Source organism: Citrobacter freundii complex sp. 2024EL-00216 (assembly GCF_043945515.1).
Classification (GTDB): Bacteria; Pseudomonadota; Gammaproteobacteria; order Enterobacterales; family Enterobacteriaceae; genus Citrobacter; species Citrobacter portucalensis.
On record NZ_JBIMRA010000007.1, the window covers coordinates 94422 to 112336 of the forward strand.

15 protein-coding genes are annotated in these 17915 nt (G+C 54.2%); 4 read left to right on the forward strand and 11 right to left on the reverse strand.

The genetic code is table 11. From position 1 onward, the window contains the following. Positions 1 to 97: 97 nt before the first annotated feature. The 6 genes from ACHHZ7_RS11235 to nasR all read right to left on the reverse strand — a co-directional run bounded on the left by ACHHZ7_RS11235 (position 98) and on the right by nasR (position 11108). Positions 98 to 2698, reverse strand: a complete 2601-nt coding sequence (locus ACHHZ7_RS11235; protein WP_192464128.1) for a nitrate reductase — start codon at positions 2696 to 2698, stop codon at positions 98 to 100. Beyond that, positions 2695 to 6759, reverse strand: a complete 4065-nt coding sequence (nirB, locus tag ACHHZ7_RS11240) for a nitrite reductase large subunit NirB (protein WP_192464129.1) — start codon at positions 6757 to 6759, stop codon at positions 2695 to 2697. The genes ACHHZ7_RS11235 and nirB overlap by 4 nt, the downstream gene beginning before the upstream one ends. 10 nt (positions 6760 to 6769) lie before the next feature. Further along, a complete protein-coding gene (locus ACHHZ7_RS11245) occupies positions 6770 to 7558 on the reverse strand; it encodes an ABC transporter ATP-binding protein (RefSeq protein ID WP_395149077.1) in 789 nt (262 codons plus the stop codon). Between the two features lie 9 nt (positions 7559 to 7567). Further along, entirely contained in the window at positions 7568 to 8443 is an 876-nt protein-coding gene (gene ntrB, locus ACHHZ7_RS11250; RefSeq protein ID WP_032943702.1) for a nitrate ABC transporter permease, read from the reverse strand. A gap of 1 nt (position 8444) precedes the next feature. Beyond that, the gene (locus ACHHZ7_RS11255; RefSeq protein ID WP_008784967.1) at positions 8445 to 9704 is read right to left on the reverse strand and encodes a CmpA/NrtA family ABC transporter substrate-binding protein; all 1260 of its coding nucleotides are present in this window, start codon (positions 9702 to 9704) and stop codon (positions 8445 to 8447) included. Between the two features lie 222 nt (positions 9705 to 9926). After that, on the reverse strand, positions 9927 to 11108 hold the full coding sequence (gene nasR, locus ACHHZ7_RS11260; protein ID WP_081003590.1) for a nitrate regulatory protein NasR: 1182 nt from the start codon (positions 11106 to 11108) through the stop codon (positions 9927 to 9929). A 73-nt stretch (positions 11109 to 11181) separates the two neighbouring features. On the opposite strand from nasR, the gene ACHHZ7_RS11265 reads away from it, so the two are divergent. Beyond that, positions 11182 to 11535 carry a DsrE/DsrF/TusD sulfur relay family protein gene (locus ACHHZ7_RS11265; RefSeq protein WP_003833402.1) on the forward strand — a complete coding sequence of 118 codons (354 nt, stop codon included), beginning with the start codon at positions 11182 to 11184 and terminating at the stop codon, positions 11533 to 11535. 262 nt (positions 11536 to 11797) lie between these two features. Then, on the forward strand, positions 11798 to 12043 hold the full coding sequence (locus ACHHZ7_RS11270) for a DUF1883 domain-containing protein (RefSeq protein WP_003020763.1): 246 nt from the start codon (positions 11798 to 11800) through the stop codon (positions 12041 to 12043). 54 nt (positions 12044 to 12097) lie between these two features. On the opposite strand, the gene ACHHZ7_RS11275 is transcribed toward ACHHZ7_RS11270, so the two are convergent. Next, the gene (locus ACHHZ7_RS11275) at positions 12098 to 12793 is read right to left on the reverse strand and encodes a gamma-glutamylcyclotransferase (RefSeq protein WP_060682116.1); all 696 of its coding nucleotides are present in this window, start codon (positions 12791 to 12793) and stop codon (positions 12098 to 12100) included. A 403-nt stretch (positions 12794 to 13196) separates the two neighbouring features. Here ACHHZ7_RS11275 and chaA point away from each other — a divergent pair, with 403 nt between their 5' ends. Continuing rightward, entirely contained in the window at positions 13197 to 14297 is a 1101-nt protein-coding gene (gene chaA, locus ACHHZ7_RS11280; RefSeq protein ID WP_060682115.1) for a sodium-potassium/proton antiporter ChaA, read from the forward strand. A gap of 92 nt (positions 14298 to 14389) precedes the next feature. Here the strand turns inward: chaA and ACHHZ7_RS11285 are convergent, their stop codons facing one another. Further along, positions 14390 to 14677, reverse strand: coding sequence for an amidohydrolase family protein (locus ACHHZ7_RS11285; protein WP_081003589.1), 288 nt, complete (start codon positions 14675 to 14677; stop codon positions 14390 to 14392). Positions 14678 to 14768: 91 nt separating this feature from the next. Then, positions 14769 to 15362 carry a TetR/AcrR family transcriptional regulator gene (locus ACHHZ7_RS11290; protein WP_060683717.1) on the reverse strand — a complete coding sequence of 198 codons (594 nt, stop codon included), beginning with the start codon at positions 15360 to 15362 and terminating at the stop codon, positions 14769 to 14771. A 72-nt stretch (positions 15363 to 15434) separates the two neighbouring features. Here ACHHZ7_RS11290 and bdcA point away from each other — a divergent pair, with 72 nt between their 5' ends. Further along, the gene (gene bdcA, locus ACHHZ7_RS11295; protein WP_060682114.1) at positions 15435 to 16148 is read left to right on the forward strand and encodes an SDR family oxidoreductase; all 714 of its coding nucleotides are present in this window, start codon (positions 15435 to 15437) and stop codon (positions 16146 to 16148) included. 67 nt (positions 16149 to 16215) lie between these two features. Here the strand turns inward: bdcA and kdsA are convergent, their stop codons facing one another. Together kdsA and sirB1 are read right to left on the reverse strand one after the other, a co-directional pair. Beyond that, positions 16216 to 17070 (reverse strand): 3-deoxy-8-phosphooctulonate synthase, encoded by an 855-nt coding sequence (gene kdsA, locus ACHHZ7_RS11300; protein ID WP_003020772.1) that lies wholly within the window; start codon positions 17068 to 17070, stop codon positions 16216 to 16218. 35 nt (positions 17071 to 17105) lie between these two features. Further along, positions 17106 to 17915, reverse strand: coding sequence for an invasion regulator SirB1 (gene sirB1, locus ACHHZ7_RS11305; protein ID WP_003020775.1), 810 nt, complete (start codon positions 17913 to 17915; stop codon positions 17106 to 17108).

Genomic DNA, 17915 nt, shown 5'->3' on the forward strand with positions numbered 1-17915 from the left:
TACTGGCTTTTATATCATTGAATTTGGGGACCACAGCGTAAATCCTACCTGTCCGACGTCCCCTTTGCAGCTTTTTCTCAAATTTTCAGGAATATCCTTAATCATTGAGTGTGATTTTTTGTGCCAGTAATGTCTTCAGTTCCGGAATACACGATCCGCAATTACTCCCGCAACGTAACGCTTTTCCCAATGCCTGAACCGTATCACAACCGTTAGCGATAGCCTGGGTAATGGCCTTTTCTCCTACGCTATAACAACTACAAATAGTCGCGCCCTTATCAGCCGTAATACCACCGGGTTTCCCGCCCAACAGTGCGTGACGAGTCTGAGCATTTTCCGGCGTTTGCACGAATGCGCTGAGGATCGCCGCATCATCAATCTGCGGCAGCGTTGCCGCTGACCAGAGCCCAAGCATCAGCTTTCCTTCATGCCAGGCCAACAGATTCAGTCCCTGCTCCCATTTCGCCTGCTGAAGTTGCCAGCTTTGCGTCACACAATATTGTTGCAGCCACGTAGAAATATCGCTGTCGCCCGCCAGCGTATAACGCAAGGCATTGTCAGCACTTTTGCGCCACCAGTGAACGAACCCCGGAAACGTCAGCGCGGAGCGACAAAACAGCTCTCCCAGCCACCGGGGCTGCCATGCCATAATGCGCACCGCTGTCTGTTTGCTTTCCGGCTGTCCAGAGTCAGGATCACAAATCGGCGCCACCAATGCATTTACCCGCCCTTGACGGGCAAAATGATTATTCCAATGCATTGAAGTGAAGACGCTCCCTGGCCGCTGTCCACGGTGAATGGTCACCCTACCAACCATTACGCCGAGCGGGGAGTTAACCCGGCATAGCGCACCTTCATTCAGCTTGAAGCGATAGGCATCCTCTGGTGCAATTTCTACCAGCGGTTCATTGATGTGCTGCATCAGGCGTGAAATCGTCCCCGTCCGCGTCATAGTGTGCCACTGATCGCGAATGCGACCACTGTTTAGCACCAATGGATAGAGGGCATCACAGGCCGTTTTCATCCCCTGTGGTGTAACAGATACCAGGCGTAAACGTTGGTTACCACGCCACCCCTGCCAAAAATTTAGCGTTGATGAGCCGGTACTCACTGGCCAGCGAACCGGCGTCATCTCATCCCACTGTTGATGCGTCAGCTCCGCTAACGCGCCGATATCAAATGCACGTTCCCCCCTGTTTTCATAACCGGAAAGCGCCGCATGTTCACAAAATACCTCCCATGCGCTTTGCCAGCCAAACGCATGGGCAAAACCCAACTGTTTCGCCATTTGCGCAACGATCCACCAGTCCGCCCTCGTCTCACCCGGCGCAGGTAAAAATGCACGCTGGCGCGAGATCCGTCGTTCTGAGTTCGTCACCGTACCGTTTTTTTCGCCCCAGGCCTGCGCCGGAAACCGAATATGCGCGTAGCGGCTGGTGTCCGTGTCTGCCACGACTTCAGAGACGATCACCAGTGGACAGGCTGCCAACGCCTGGCACACGGCATGGCTGTCCGGTAATGACACCGCCGGGTTTGTCCCCATGATCCATACCGCTTTAACGTCGCCTTTACCGATCGCCTCAAACAAATCCACGGCCATCAAACCAGGCGTCTGCGCCAACCTTTCAGTCCCCCAGAAGCGGGACAGGCGGGCAAGATCCTGGGGTTCAAAATTCATATGCGCCGCCAGCTGCGTCGCCAACCCGCCAACTTCCCGGCCGCCCATCGCATTGGGTTGCCCGGTCAGCGAAAATGGACCGCACCCCTGTCGACCAAACTTACCGCTGGCCAAATGCACGTTAATAATCGCATTACACTTATCGCTACCGCTGGCAGACTGGTTAATGCCCATGGTGTATAACGTGATGGCTGTTGGCGCGCGCATAAACCAGTCATAGAAGGTGACAACATCGGCAACATCCAGCCCGCAAAACTGCGCCACACGCGCGAGGCTCCAGTCGTGCGCGATAGCAAACGTTTCTGCAGCGTCATCGAATTCACTTTGCGCATTACCCTCAGCCACAATCGTGTTCAGTAAGCCGACAAACAGCCCAGCATCGCTACCGGGCAGCAGGGAAAGATGCAGATCGGCGATATCACAGGTTGCGGTGCGACGAGGATCGATAACCACGACTTTCATCGACGGATTAGCATTACGCGCCTGCACCAGACGCTGATACAGCACCGGATGCGTCCATGCTGCATTCGATCCCACCAATACCACCAAATCACTGCGTTCGATGTCCTCATAACTGCAGGGCACGACATCCGCTCCCAGCGCCCGCTTATATCCGGTCACCGCAGACGACATACAAAGCCGCGAATTGGTATCAATATTGGCCGCGCCAATGAAGCCTTTCATCAGCTTATTCGCCGCATAGTAATCCTCCGTCAGCAGTTGCCCAGAGGCATAAAAGGCCACGGCATGCGGTCCATGCTGAGCGATGATAGCGCGCAGACGTTCACCGGCGGTGTCCAGCGCCTGCGACCAACTCGCCGTTTCGCCATCCACCATCGGTTGCAACAACCTGCCGCTAAGTCCTGTGGTTTCAGCCAGCGCCGCGCCTTTGACGCACAAGCGGCCAAAGTTTGCCGGATGTTCGGGGTCGCCTCTGACGGTGACGCCATTATCGTCTACCTGCGCAATCACGCCGCAGCCAACGCCACAGTACGGGCACGTTGTACGAGTCTCACTCATGATGCCTCCGCCCGCAGGATCAACGCCTGAGTTCCCACCCACACTTTGCCCGCCTCCACTTTCACCGGCCAGGCGCGTACCGCCTGTTCTCCGCTGTCATACTGGCGGCCATCGCGCAGACGAATACGTTGTTTATACAGCGGCGAGATAACAATCGGCTCACCCTGCACATCCCCCAGAATACCGCGCGATAACACCTGCGCAGCGCTACCAGGTTCAAGGTTATCAAGGGCATAAATCGTCTGCCCAAAGCGGAATAATGCAATTTGCACATCTCCCAGACGTGCGCCAATACCCGCCTGCTCAGGGATAGCATCAAGGGCGCATATCTCCTGCCAAGGTTTTGTCGGTAATGACTCACGGCCCATGGATGCAGGTTTAGCCAACTGCGGTTGCCCGCGTAAAGGCGCACGGGCAACCGTCTCATCCGCCTCATCACTATTGATATATGAACGAAACAGCGCCAGACGCTGCGGGCTACTGAGCGTGGTTTGCCATTCGCACTGGTAGCTTTCCACAACCCGCGCCATCTCTTGTTCCAGTTCACTGGCAATCCCTAAACTGTCGTCGAGGATCACTTCACGCAAATACGCAATGCCCCCTTCCAGGTTATCCATCCAGGTGCTGGTACGTTGCAGACGATCCGCGGTGCGAATGTAGAACATCAGGAAACGGTCGATAGTGCGCATCAGCGCGGTATCATCTAAATCACTGGCAAACAAATCGGCATGGCGTGGTTTCATTCCTCCATTGCCGCACAGATAGAGATTCCAGCCTTTATCCGTCGCAATGACGCCCACATCCTTACTCTGTGCCTCGGCACATTCCCGGGTACAACCGGACACCGCCATTTTAATTTTGTGTGGTGCACGCAACCCTTTGTAGCGATTTTCTAGCATCACCGCCATTGCCGTTGAATCCTGTACGCCGTAGCGACACCAGGTCGATCCAACGCAGGACTTCACCGTTCGCAACGACTTCCCGTACGCATGTCCTGTTTCAAATCCCGCAGCCACCAGTTCGCGCCAGATATCGGGTAACTGTTCCAGACGCGCGCCGAAAAGATCCACCCGTTGCCCGCCGGTGATTTTGCTGTACAGCTGATAACGTTTCGCAATCTGTCCTATGGCGATCAGGCCGTCCGGTGTGACCTCTCCCGCAGGCATACGCGGGACCACAGAATAGGAACCGTCTTTTTGAATATTGGCAAAATAGCGATCGTTCGTGTCCTGCAGCGGTAAGTGCGCTGGTTTAAGCAGATACTCATTCCAGCAGGACGCCAGCACTGACCCCACCAGAGGTTTACAGATTTCGCAGCCGTGACCCTGGCCGTAACGGCTAATCAACTGTTCGAAAGTATGGATATGGTTCACCCGTACAAGGTGATAAATCTCCTGGCGCGACCAGGGAAAATGTTCACAGATATCCTTTTTGACCTCAACGCCCTGGGCCGCAAGTTGGTGCTCCATCACCTGTTTCACCAGCGCGCTGCATCCGCCACAACCGGTCGCCGCTTTAGTGCACTGTTTGATGGCGCCAATGTCCGTCGCACCAGCACTTACCGCCCGGCATATATCGGCCTTACTGACGTTATGACAAGAGCAGATTTGCGCTGTATCGGGCAATGCCGCAACCCCAAGCGCTTTTGGCGCACCGCCCGCCAGCGCGGGCAGGATCAGCGATTCCGGCTGACCAGGAAGCGGCATCCCATTCAACATCATTTGCAATAGCGTGGCGTAATCGCCAGCATCGCCAACCAGCACTCCGCCCAACAGCGTTTTGCCCTCTGCGCTGACGACGATCTTTTTGTAGATCTGCTCGGGACCATGCATCCATTGATAGCTTTTCGCGCCCGGCGTACGGGCATGCGCATCGCCAAAAGAAGCGACATCAACGCCCAGCAGCTTGAGCTTGGTGCTCATATCCGCACCGCTAAAACTGACATCTTCTCCGGCCAGCTGTGCGGCGACTACCCGCGCCATTTGATATCCCGGCGCGACAAGGCCAAAGACTCGCCCTTCCCACAGCGCACATTCGCCGATCGCAAAAATGGCGTCATCCGACGTGCGACAGTGGCTATCGATACAAATCCCACCGCGTTCGCCAATATCTAAACCGCTGCGACGCGCCAGCGCATCCTGCGGACGAATACCCGCAGAAAAAACCACCATTTCGGTTTCCAGCTTTTCGCCGTCGGCAAAGTGCAGTACCAGTCCGTCAGTGGTGCTTTCAATTTCCGTGGTCGATTTTGCGGTGTGGACGCCAACGCCGAGCGCCTCTATCTTTTCTCGTAACATCGCAGCACCGGCGTTATCCAGCTGCACCGCCATCAGATTAGCGGCAAACTCAACAACATGCGTTTCCAGCCCAAGCTGACGCAGCGCGTTCGCAGCCTCCAGACCAAGCAGGCCACCGCCGATCACCACCCCGCGGCGCGCACTTTTCGCTTTCGCTGCAATGGCATCCAAATCGTCCAACGTACGATAAACAAAGCAGGCGGGTGAGTCCCCACCTTTCACAGGGGGGACAAACGGATACGATCCGGTGGCAAGCACCAGCGAATCCCAGTGGGTTTCATGTCCGTCGGCGTTGCGGATGACGCGCATCTCACGATCGATCCCGGTCACGCATTGCCCCAAACGTAGCTCTATGCCACTACGGGCAAAGAAATCATCAGCGACAAGCGAAAGTGATTGCGCGCTGCGCCCGGCGAAATACTCTGACAGATGCACCCGGTCATAGGCGGCATAACGTTCTTCGCCAAACACCACAATGTGATAATGCAAATGCAGATTACGGCTTACGCATTGCTCAAGAAAATGGTGGCCAACCATACCGTGTCCCACAACAGCCAGCGTCGGTTTTGTCATCGTCATCTGTCCTGCAGCCGATGGCTGCGTATCAAAGCGGTCGAAGAGCCAGTCGGAGTGGGCTGTCGCCCCCTGGGCCAGCAAATCGGTTAATGGCGCTGCGCTATGGCAATCGCCCATCAGCAGCACACCATGGAGTTTTCCATCACGCGTCAGCAAGCGGCGATAGTGCCCGCTGAGCGGATCGTATGTGCTCAGGGTGGCATCCGTCGCCGTCGTGTCCGTTACGCCTGCACTAAACAGATCAATTCCCGTCACCTTGAGGCGCGTTCCACTCGCCTGCCAACCAAATCCGGCACCGGTAAAACCCGCCAGTCGCGCAGCCAACACCTCAGCCTGTTTCAGGCACGGCGCAACCAGTCCCCACGTCTGGCCGTTAATCTCGCAGCATTCCCCAACGGCGCTAATGCCGGGCATTGAGGTGCGAAGCTGTTCATCCACCACGATCCCCTGCTGACAAACAACACCGCACGCCTGCGCCAGAGTGATATTGGGTTTGACCCCCGTGGCAATCACCACGCCATTCGCCGCAATACGCTGGCCATCGAGCAACGTTACGCAGTCGGCTTCGATACTGACGAGCCCGGAACTAAGCTCGCAGCGAATACCGCGTCCTGTTAGTTGTGCCTGCAACAGATCGCTGGCCTGTTGATCAAGCTGTTGTTCCATCAGCCTTCCCGCGCGATGAATCAACGTGACATCGTCACCGTGAAGACGTAAGGCTGCCGCGGCCTCCACGCCGAGAACGCCACCACCCAACACCACCTTTGGCCCAGACCGTTGGAGAATCGCCTCGACATCCTGCATCGTGCGAAAAGCATGAACATGCGGTTGTTGGACGCCGGGAATGGGCGGAATAAACGGATACGATCCGGTGGCAAATACCAGCTCATCCCAGAACAAAAGCCGTTTTGTGGTGGTCAGGCTGCGGCTGGTGGCATCAACGGCCAACACAGCTTCATCGCTCAGAACCGTCACGCCGTGATCGAGATACCACTGCGCCGGATGAAGCAAAGTTTGCGCAAAGGGCTTTTCTCCCCCCAGCACCGGGGAAAGTTGGATCCGGTTGTAGGCAAGCTGCGGCTCTTCACCAATAACGGTGACGGAAATGCCGCCGTTTTTGTACATAACAAGCGCCTCAATCAGACGAGTTGCCGCCATGCCATGACCCACAATGACCAGTCGCGTCATCTTCCCCTCCTTACGCCGCCTTCGGCTGTTTCTCATACAGAAAATGGAGAATGCGTTGTCGCAGGTGGTGGTATCGGCTGTCATCGGCAAGCTGGACCCGATTGCGTGGGCGCGGTAAATCAACCGTCAAGATCTCGCCCACCGTCGCCGCTGGCCCGTTGGTCATCATCAGAACCCGGTCGGAAAGCAGCACCGCTTCATCAACGTCGTGAGTGATCAGCACAATGGTGGTATTTAGCGACTGCTGGATGTGCATCACCGTATCCTGCAAATGCGCCCTGGTGAGCGCATCCAGTGCGCCAAACGGTTCATCCATAAGCAGGACTTTGGGTTTCATCGCCAGCGCCCGGGCAATGCCCACGCGTTGCTTCATCCCACCAGAGACTTCACCGGGGTGTTTGTGCATCGCGTGGCCCATCTGGACGCGGTGCAGGTTGTGTTCGATCCACTCACGTCGCTCGGCTTTACTCATGGTGTGGCGAAAGACCTGATCGACGGCCAGGGCTACGTTGTCGAAACAGCTCAGCCACGGCAGCAGCGAATGGTTTTGGAAAACGACCGCCCGCTCAGGCCCCGGCCCGGCGATTTCGCGGTTATCGAAAATCAGGCCACCTTCAGTAGGCAGCGTAATGCCGGCAATCAGATTCAAAAGCGTCGACTTTCCGCAACCGGAGTGACCAATCAAACTCACGGTCTCCCCTTCATGGATATCAAAAGAAACATTGTGTAGCGCGAGGAACTCACCGCTGGCGGTCGAAAAACGTTGGCTGACCGCCTGGACCTGAATAATGGGTTTCATGTTGTCTCCTTATTTTTCCTGCCAGCTATAACGACGCGCCACCAGCATTAGCCCCTGCTCAAGCAGCAGACCGACAACGCCGATGATGACGATAGCGATGAGAATGTTTTCGACATTAAGGTTGTTCCACTCATTCCAGATCCAAAAACCAATCCCCAACCCGCCGGTGAGCATTTCTGCTGCCACAATCACCAACCAGGCGATGCCGATCGACAGGCGTACGCCAGTGAGGATCGCCGGCAGCACGGCGGGGAAAAGTATCCGCCGCATCACCGTCCACTCAGAGAGTTGCAGTACGCGAGCAACGTTGAGGTAATCGTCAGGGATTCTCCGCACCCCTTCGGCGGTGTTGATCACCATCGGCCATATAGAGCAGATAAAGATGGTCCAGCTCGATGCGGGTTCCGCTTTTTGAAACAACAGCAGTCCAATCGGCAGCCAGGCCAGCGGACTGACCGGGCGCAACAGCGCAATCAGCGGCGAAAACATGTGCGAAAAGAAGGTGAAACGCCCAATCAGAAAGCCCAGCGGGATCCCCACCAGCGCCGCTAATCCGAAACCGATCGCGACCCGTTGCAACGACGCCAGCACGTTCCAGCCGATACCCATATCATTCGGCCCGCCGTTATAGAACGGATCGGCAAACAACGTCAGGGCTGAATCCAGGGTGCTCAGCGGCGTCGGAAAGCCTTTGCTGTTGATGGCGGCCAGTTGCCAGCACACCACCAGCAAGGCAATCCCCAACAGAGCGGGTACGGCGCGTCTTAGCCATGTACTAAGCCTCATTGACCATGGCATTTTGCGCTTTCTGACCTTCATCGTTGATAGCGTGATGACCTCACCGACTACCGGCTCAGGGGATTTAAGCTGCGTATTTTGTTTCATCTCAGGCTCCTGTACGGTGGAGGGTAAAACTGTTGGCATAGGCTTCTGGATTGCGGCCATCCCATACGGAACCGTCCATCAGCGTACTGGTTCGTAGCAATTTCGCAGGAGGTGTTATCCCTCCAACCGCCGCTGCCGCATCGCGCCAGATGTCGGTCCGGTTGATGCGCGCGGCAATGGCTGCATAATCCGGTTGCTGCTTCAACAATCCCCAACGGCGGAACTGGGTCAGAAACCACATGCCATCGGAATGCCAGGGGAAACTCACCTCGCCGTCGCGAAAAAAGCGGATGGCATGCGGATCCTGCCAGCGACGACCGGCACCGTTGTCGTACTCGCCCAGCATTCTCGCCGTCAGATAGCCTTCTTTGGTATTGAGCCAGGCCCGGCGCGCCAGAATTTGTGCTGTTTCGCGTTTATTGGCTTCACTGGCGTCTATCCAGCGCGATGCCTCAAGCAGCGCGCTAACCAGTGCCCGGGCAGTATGTGGATATTTTTCTACCCACTCCCGGCGCGTACCGAGTACTTTTTCCGGATGGTCGGGCCAGATATCCTGGGACGTCGCCGCGGTAAAACCGATGCGGTCATTGATCGCCCGCGCATTCCACGGTTCGCCGACGCAGAAGCCACTCATATTGCCAATGCGCATGTTCATCACCATTTGCGGAGGCGGTACCACAACGGTGCGAACATCGGTGAAAGGATTGATGTCAGCGCTGGCCAGCCAGTAATAGAGCCACATGGCATGTGTGCCAGTGGGAAAGGTGTGCGCGAAGGTATAGGTTCCAGGCGCCTGCGAGACGATCAGTTTCTTCAGCGCAGACGCATCGGTAATCCCCTGCTCCAGCAGCGTTGCGGAGAGCGTGATCGCTTGCCCGTTCTGATTGAGCGTCATCAGATTGGCCATGGGCTGCGCTTTACTGGCAATACCCAGTTCCAGGCCATACAACAGGCCGTACAGAACATGAGCCGCATCCAGCTCTCCAGAGACCAGTTTGTCACGCACTGCAGCCCAACTGGCCTCTTTGGTCGGCACCAGCGTAATGCCGTATTTTTTATCAAAACCTTTCAACGTGGCGATAACCAGCGGCGCGCAGTCGGTTAGCGGAATAAAACCGACCCGAACGGTAGTCATCTCCGGCGCATCAGACCCCGCCGCCCAGACCGAAGACATCAGTCCTGGAATCAGCGAGCTGACCCCCATCACGGCACTTGCCTGTAAAAACCGCCGCCGCGTTAACGAAACTGTTCTGTCACCCATACATGCTCCCCATAAAAAAAGGCGTCCAACAATGCCGAAGCATTGCGGGACGCCTTTATCCTCAAAACAGTCAGACCGCCGTTGGCCTGCTGCTAAATTGTATGTATGAGTTAATGCAATTCAGATGCCAGAATTACACTGGCGGTTTTAGCGGGTTCGACGCGTACCAGACGCCGCGGTGCACCCAAATATGGCAGACACTGCCCGCCTGTTGTGCAGGCGCTATCCCTGCATCAGGGATTTAACGGTAAGCAATGCCCGGGCGATATCGACCATCCGTTGGTTTTTATCCATCGCCATTTTTCGCAATAGCTGCCACGCCTGTTCTTCGCTGACCTGCTGGTAATTCATCAGGATGCTTTTTGCTTTATCAATCACCTTGCGCTCCTCTAAGGCATCCTGCAATGAGGCAAGTTGGGCGCTCATTTGCTCCAGCTGGCGAGCCTGCTGGCGAACAACCAACAATAATTGTTTATCCCGACGTAACGAAAGGGGTTCCTCAGCACGGTCATCAAGCCAGTTGTCGAGCGGCAAGGCGGAGGTTTCTTCTGCCAGCCGACGCGCCACGGCGTTCAGCAATTCGGTAATCAACATCTCTTCGAGATGGCGTAATTGTTCAAGGCGCTGGGTCTGTAGGGTAAACCAGCGTAGCGCGCTTTCACCGTTATCGAGTTGGGGTTGTCGCGTACAGGCCTGGCGTCGCAGTTGTTCGATCTCGCCCGATGCCTCGCACTGCTGACGAAAATGCTGCACCAGCACAGGTGAAGCCAGGGAGATAAAGGTGTCAAAGCACGGCTGCTGCCCGTCGATTCTGTCCACCAGCTCCTGGCGCATCGGAGGATTAAACTCGCCCTGGGTAAAGCCAATGGCCCCTAATGCCCGCTCTTGCCCCACCAGTTCTTTACCCTGCATAAAACTGTACAGCGCCACCAGTCCACCTGCGACATGGGGATAATCGATGCTGTCGTTAAGCTGCGGTACAATACCCAGCAGATGGCGTAACATCCGGCTATATTGCTCCATCGCCTGCTGCGCATCGATAGTCTGCCCACTGACAGACTCACGCAGCGTCGTTAGCTGATCGAGGCACCAGACGGTGCCAGCAATGCGGTGGCACAACGCACTGCCCGCCACCGGCATAATGTGCTGGAAAAGGATATGCAGTTGCCGACACTCTTCATCCACCAGCGCCCGACTGGCACGGACCTCCCGCTCATAAAGCGTACCTTGAGAACACAACCAGATATTGGATGCACCGCGTTCGCACTGTAGCATATGCACCAGATGGCTAATACGCATTACCAACTTACCGGACTGTGCCAGTTGGCGAAGCTGGGTGTTCTCAAGCTGGCGGGCATGGCGAAACCATTGCGTCGCACCGGAATTTTGTGCATTTGTCATCATCTCTGCCCTCACCGATAACGGGTTATCCCTGAGGACAAGCAATATCCATGCCCCCCTGACAACAGGAGTAAAAATGCAAAAGATAGTGATCGTCGCGAACGGTGCGGCCTATGGAAGCGAATCGTTATTTAACAGCCTGCGTCTGGCAATCGCCCTGCGCGAACAGGAAGCGGATCTCGACCTGCGTCTGTTTTTAATGTCGGACGCGGTAACCGCGGGATTACGAGGTCAGAAACCTGCAGAAGGATACAATATTCAGCAAATGCTGGAGATCCTGACGGCGCAAAATGTGCCGGTCAAACTGTGCAAAACCTGCACCGATGGCCGTGGGATCACGACGCTGCCGTTAATTGACGGAGTGGCCGTCGGCACGCTGGTTGAACTGGCTCAATGGACGCTGGCTGCAGATAAAGTGCTGACCTTCTGATACACCGTTTTCAGGCAAGCACACTGAAAGTGTCGATAATTTCCGGATTTAATCGTAGATGGGCGCGGTTTCGTTGAACGTTAGCACGCCCTTTCAACCCTTTTAAGGAATTTTGTCACTTTTGTTTAATCGTTATGCCATTTTTTGATCAAAATCAGCATCCCGTTGCTCCCCCTTTGGTGTTATGCAATGAGTGAAATGTGAACAACATCACGCAGCACTTTCGACAGAAAGTACGTTGTTTTCAAGAACGGGGTGAAAAATGGCATTAGTGAAGGCGAGTTTAAAGTTATTTGGTGGCGATACGGTGGTTGTGCGCTGTTCCGAGCGTTGTCACATCCATCTGATGAGCGAGAAAAATCACGTCAAAGACACGCAGTCCGACATCTTAAGCGTGCAGGATCGTGATAACGCATGGTTGACCGTGCCCTATACCGGCATCTGGAATGTGCTGATTGACAGCCACAGCCAGTCGCTAGAGCATTCAATAAGTTATATTGCAGCCTAAGCGTTAATTGCCCGAAAAGCGCCTGGCTTTCGGGCATTCAGTTCCAGGCTGGGTTCAGGCAAACCCAGGCCGCATAACGCCTTCCGGCAGGTTCTCTCCCAACAATCGTTTAACCGTGATCACCAGATCGTTAAGACAATCATCCTGCATCCCCAACTTGACCAGCTCTTGTTCCAGTGAGAACAGATACTGGGCGTTGGTACCTAAAGGTCCGCTCGCCGCGGCGATAAGCGGCGCAATCACCTGCGCGCGCGTGTCTGACTCAAACAGCGGATGACGCGGATCCATAATAAAGACCAGTGCGTTCACCGTCCTGCCGTCATCAAGCGCCAACTGACACCAGGTCGGCAGATAACAGCCGGTGATCATTTCTCGCTTCCACAGCAGCGAAAGCTCTTGTTCCAGGGATGCCTCCGGCAAGCGGTAGGCCACACCGGTGGTGCGTCCCCCTTCTTTCAGGGCCAGCATACGTCCTGGCTGACACGCCGTTCCTCGCCCCGCCGTCAGGCGCAGACAGAAAGCACGGTGCCAGCCGACTAACGTCCCGGTACAGGACTCTTCAAACTCTAAGGCCGGGTTCCACATCAACGATCCATAACCGAAGATCCACACCGGTCCATCATCTGGTCGGCAAGCGAGCGTGGCGGCCAGTGAGGCTGCCCGTTGTTCCGCTGACCAGAGTAGTGATTCTTCAATAGCACCAAATGCCGTCTTACAGTCGGCATTCAATAAAAAATCACGCGTTAACACCTTACACCTCCGCCACTGCTGCTTCCCTGCGACAACTTTTTTGACGCCTTCCGGGCTTTTTTACTGCTCATTTTGAAACCAATAGCTGGACAATAGGCAATTCACCGCTCGCTTGCAAGGGAACAAAGTGTCAACGGCACTTTATATCCTCTCGGGGTGGTACGTCCTGCACTATCATTTGTATCAGTACGCTCATCAATTTTTGTGGACGCTAAAATCTAATGTGCTGTTATTTAAATATTCTCTAAACAAGATATGCAATTTCATTCGCTCGGATGCAAAAAATGGTCCATGCCGTAAAATTACGTAAAATCAGATCGGAAATACCGAAAGTTCTGTTATTTTTTACATTCTTTAATACTTTTATAATTATAAATACCTGCAGAGATGGAGAATTAGTTCAATGACACACGTACATGAGGCGGTAAAAACCCGCCACAAGGAGACTTCTCTCGTCTTCCCGATTTTGGCACTGGTAGTACTGTTCTTATGGGGGAGCAGTCAGTCACTACCAGTGGTCATCGGCATTAATGCGCTGGCCCTTATTGGTATATTAAGCAGTGCATTCAGTGTTGTCCGTCATGCGGACGTATTAGCACATCGACTTGGTGAACCCTACGGGTCGCTGATCCTCAGCCTGTCCGTTGTTATTCTTGAAGTCAGCTTAATCTCCGCATTAATGGCGACCGGCGATGCTGCGCCTACGCTCATGCGCGATACGCTATATTCAATCATTATGATCGTAACCGGCGGCCTGGTCGGTTTTTCATTACTGTTAGGTGGCCGTAAATTTGCCACTCAGTATATGAATCTGTTTGGTATTAAGCAGTATTTAATCGCCCTGTTTCCGCTGGCCATTATTGTACTGGTGTTCCCGATGGCTTTACCGGGTGCAAATTTCACTACCGCCCAGGCGCTATTAGTGGCATTAATTTCTGCGGCGATGTACGGCGTATTTTTGCTGATACAAACTAAAACGCATCAGAGCCTGTTCATTTATGAGCATGAAGACGAGGGTGACGACGACGATCCGCATCACGGTAAACCGTCAGCCCACAGCAATATGTGGCATGCCGCTTGGCTTATCATTCATCTGATCGCTGTTATTGCCGTGACCAAAATGAACGCCAGCCCGCTGGAAACATTGCTGACTGAACTGAATGCGCCGGTCGCCTTTACCGGTTTCCTGGTCGCATTGCTGATCCTCTCCCCTGAAGGGCTAGGTGCGCTGAAAGCGGTTCTGAGTAATCAGGTACAGCGGGCGATGAATTTGTTCTTCGGTTCAGTATTAGCCACCATTTCACTGACCGTTCCGGTAGTGACCCTGATCGCATGGGCAACCGGGAATGATTTGGTCTTTGCGCTGGGCGCACCAGAGATGATTGTGATGGTTTCATCACTGGTACTGTGTCACATCTCTTTCTCCACCGGACGCACCAACGTGCTTAACGGTGCGGCGCATCTGGCGCTGTTTATCGCCTATCTGATGACGATATTTGCCTGATTAGTCTTTCTGATAGAACCCACGGCCCTTCTCAGGGCCGTTTTCTTTTACCGCTCACAGCTCCGGATAAACCTGTTGACCATCGACAAACGTTAATAACGACTCCGTTTGGTGCAATTTGTCTGCCGGAATAGCCATAATATCCTGATTAAGCACCGCAAAACGGCGAGCTTACCTGCCTGCAAACTTCCCCTCTGCTGTTCTGCAAAAGCTATCCAGGCGGCATTGAGGGTATACATTTTTAATGCATCTTCTCGGCTTAACTGGCACGCATCATGGCGTACCGTGCCGTCGAGCGCTTTACCTGTTACATGATATTCAATGGCATGCCATACTCCTGCAACGCCAATCCGCGTCGCATCCGTACCACCTACAACGATACCCCCCTGCTCTGATGCGGGTTGATATGAGGCACCGCCTGATTAAGTTCCCATTTTCCCCATCATATTTATCTACCTTATCTTGTGATGATCATCTGGAAAGCTGATGCCGCACCGCTACGATGGCGATTCGCGCGCTGGCTAGCAGACGTTCGAACGAATGCCCGCAACGCGCTTTTCCCGACAGGCCAAGCATTGTGGTACTGACGTAATCAGTCAGGCTGTCAGCCTCTTTAGGATGCCGCTGTGCGATAAAGTCGTGAATTTTATGTTCGGCAGCCGAGTAGAAATTCCGCGCGACCTTCCGCGCCTGCGGATCGTTACTGTGCGTGCCCTCCAGGACCAAACATCCCGGCGTATGCGGATCTGCGGCATAACGTCGCGCCGCCTCTTCAAGCAGATCGGTAAGACATGCAGAAACGGGTTTATCGGGGCGAAGAATGTCATCAAAAGGGATCGCCTCAGTTTGTACGTAGCGGTCAAGAACACGTTTATAAAGACCGATTTTATTCCCAAAAGCAGCATAGAAACTTGGGGGCTTGATCGACAACGCCGCGGTGACATCCGCCACGCTAACCGCGTCATAGCCATGTGCGTGAAACAAGGGTTGTACTTTGGCAACGGCCATTTCTGGATCAAAATTACGTGGGCGTCCAGGTGCACGAGTGCATTTTGTAGTGATCATTACAAATCCATTGACAGAAAACAGTGCACCCATTATATATCGATCACTACATAATTGTTCAAGGAGTACCTCATGTCTTCTTTTAACGGCAAGTCAGTTCTGGTTCTTGGCGGCAGTCGTGGGATTGGCGCGGCTATCGTGCGCCGTTTTGCCGCGGATGGCGCATCGGTTATCTTTACCTATTCAGGCTCCCCTGACGCTGCCAAAGCGCTTGCTGATGAGACGGGTACCCAGACAGCGCAAACCGATAGCGCCGACCGTAACGCCGTCATCAACCGGGTACGCGAAAGCGGCCCGCTGGACGTGCTGGTAGTTAATGCAGGCATTATTCTGTTTGGTGATGCGCTGGAGCAGGATCCGGATGACGTGGAGCGCCTGTTCCGGATTAACATTCACTCCCCATACTATGCGGCCGTGGAAGCGGCACGACAGATGCCTGACGGCGGACGCATTATCATTATTGGTTCTGTGAATGGCGACCGTATGCCTCTTGCTGGCCTGGCCTCTTATGCGGTGAGCAAATCAGCGCTGCAAGGGCTGGCCCGGGGGCTGGCACGTGATTTTGGACCGCGGGGCATTACGGTAAACGTGGTTCAACCGGGTCCTATTGATACCGATGCCAACCCGGAAGATGGCCCACTGAAAGAGGTGATGCACAGTTTTATGGCGCTAAAACGACATGGCCGTCCAGAGGAAGTTGCGGGAATGGTTGCCTGGCTTGCAGGCCCTGAGGCTGGGTTTGTGACGGGGGCAATGCATACAATTGACGGTGCATTTGGCGCCTGACGGCCACCCTTAACACTTTTCTCAAACAGCAGTCCGGAGAGATATCTCTCCGGACTGCAATACTTTCTTAGTTCTCGGTATCCAGCTCGTCGAAGCTTTTAACCAGGTCATCAATCGCTTTAATCTGAGTCAGGAACTGTTCCAGTTTCGCCAGCGGCAGCGCGGATGGACCATCGCATTTTGCATTGGCTGGATCCGGATGCGCTTCAATAAACAGACCGGCCAGACCTACCGCCATACCTGCGCGCGCCAGTTCGGTAACCTGCGCACGACGACCGCCGCTTGCTGCGCCAAACGGGTCACGGCATTGCAGCGCATGGGTAACGTCAAAAATCACCGGCGAGTTGCCAGAAACTTTCTTCATCACGCTGAAGCCCAGCATATCCACAACCAGGTTGTCATAACCAAAGTTCGCGCCACGGTCGCACAGAATTACTTTGTCGTTGCCGCCTTCATGGAATTTATCCACGATATTGCCCATCTGGCCCGGGCTTACGAACTGCGGTTTTTTCACGTTGATAACGGCACCGGTTTTCGCCATCGCTTCCACCAGATCGGTCTGACGAGCGAGGAAGGCCGGCAGCTGAATCACATCCACCACATCAGCAACAGGCTGAGCCTGGCTGGCTTCGTGAACGTCGGTGATCACTTTTACGCCAAAAGTCTGCTTCAGTTCCTGGAAGATTTTCATCCCTTCTTCAAGGCCCGGTCCACGGTAAGAGTGGATGGAAGAACGGTTGGCTTTATCAAAGGAGGCTTTGAACACGTAAGGGATACCCAGCTTTTGAGTAACGGTTACGTAGTGCTCACAAATGCGCATCGCCAGATCGCGGGATTCCAGCACGTTCATTCCGCCAAACAGCACGAACGGCAGGTCATTTGCCACGTTGATGTCGCCAATGCTAACCACTTTTTGTTTCATAGGATCGCCTTAAACGGTAGGTAAAGTGTCATTAATCAATGCAATACAATTTGCTTGTGCGAAATAGTATTAATCTGCGCACGAATCATTTCGCTGATCGGGTCTTCCGGACACTGTTCAACGAAATAACTTAAATCGGTCAGCGCAACATGTTCACACTCCAGTTGCGCGTAAATTAATCCACGATCGCGTATTTCATACGGATCTTCAGGATTAAACTGTAATAGTGCTTCGCTGGCACGCAGCGCCAGCTCCATTTGCCGCTCTTCCATCAGCGATGATTTCAGCGTGTCGAGCAGCTTACGAATTACTTCTGCATTATCCGCCTCATCCAGGTCTTCATTAAACAGCTCCGCGACCGGGCTGATATTCCCCTTCAGCCACACTTCCAGCGTGTGCTCATTTAACGTTTCGCCATTGAACGGATTGATTAGCCACATTTCGCCATCGAGCGATTCAATACGCAAGATGAGTTGTGTAGGGAAAATCACCGGCACCAGTGGCAGCTCCAGTCGGTTGGCAATCCACAATAAGATTGCGCCCAGGGATACGGCGCTGCCCTGACGATTTTTCAGTACCTGATCAAGCCATAGTGCATCAGAAAGACGATAGACGCCGTGGGTATCCGTAAACCCCCATTCGCCGTAAAAAAGTGCCAGCAGTTTTTCCAGTTGCTCATCCTGAGACAGGAGCTGGCTAATTTCTTCTTGCGCCAGACTGACCAGACGTTCCAGTTCGTCATAGACAGTTTGTGTCGGAAAATCCAGACGGATAGACTCCGACGCCAGGATCATCCCATCACACAATGGCGCTTTATTAAATTCGAAATCAGCTAACGACCTCAT

Excerpts from the sequence above, each read along its gene's own strand:
- ACHHZ7_RS11235 (WP_192464128.1), bottom strand. The coding sequence starts at position 2,698 with ATGAGTGAGACTCGTACAACGTGCCCGTACTGTGGCGTTGGCTGCGGC.
- nirB (WP_192464129.1), bottom strand. The coding sequence starts at position 6,759 with ATGACGCGACTGGTCATTGTGGGTCATGGCATGGCGGCAACTCGTCTG.
- ACHHZ7_RS11245 (WP_395149077.1), bottom strand. The coding sequence starts at position 7,558 with ATGAAACCCATTATTCAGGTCCAGGCGGTCAGCCAACGTTTTTCGACC.
- ntrB (WP_032943702.1), bottom strand. The coding sequence starts at position 8,443 with ATGAAACAAAATACGCAGCTTAAATCCCCTGAGCCGGTAGTCGGTGAG.
- ACHHZ7_RS11255 (WP_008784967.1), bottom strand. The coding sequence starts at position 9,704 with ATGGGTGACAGAACAGTTTCGTTAACGCGGCGGCGGTTTTTACAGGCA.
- nasR (WP_081003590.1), bottom strand. The coding sequence starts at position 11,108 with ATGATGACAAATGCACAAAATTCCGGTGCGACGCAATGGTTTCGCCAT.
- ACHHZ7_RS11265 (WP_003833402.1), top strand. The coding sequence starts at position 11,182 with ATGCAAAAGATAGTGATCGTCGCGAACGGTGCGGCCTATGGAAGCGAA.
- ACHHZ7_RS11270 (WP_003020763.1), top strand. The coding sequence starts at position 11,798 with ATGGCATTAGTGAAGGCGAGTTTAAAGTTATTTGGTGGCGATACGGTG.
- chaA (WP_060682115.1), top strand. The coding sequence starts at position 13,197 with ATGACACACGTACATGAGGCGGTAAAAACCCGCCACAAGGAGACTTCT.
- ACHHZ7_RS11290 (WP_060683717.1), bottom strand. The coding sequence starts at position 15,362 with ATGATCACTACAAAATGCACTCGTGCACCTGGACGCCCACGTAATTTT.
- bdcA (WP_060682114.1), top strand. The coding sequence starts at position 15,435 with ATGTCTTCTTTTAACGGCAAGTCAGTTCTGGTTCTTGGCGGCAGTCGT.
- kdsA (WP_003020772.1), bottom strand. The coding sequence starts at position 17,070 with ATGAAACAAAAAGTGGTTAGCATTGGCGACATCAACGTGGCAAATGAC.
- sirB1 (WP_003020775.1), bottom strand. The coding sequence starts at position 17,915 with ATGAGGTCGTTAGCTGATTTCGAATTTAATAAAGCGCCATTGTGTGAT.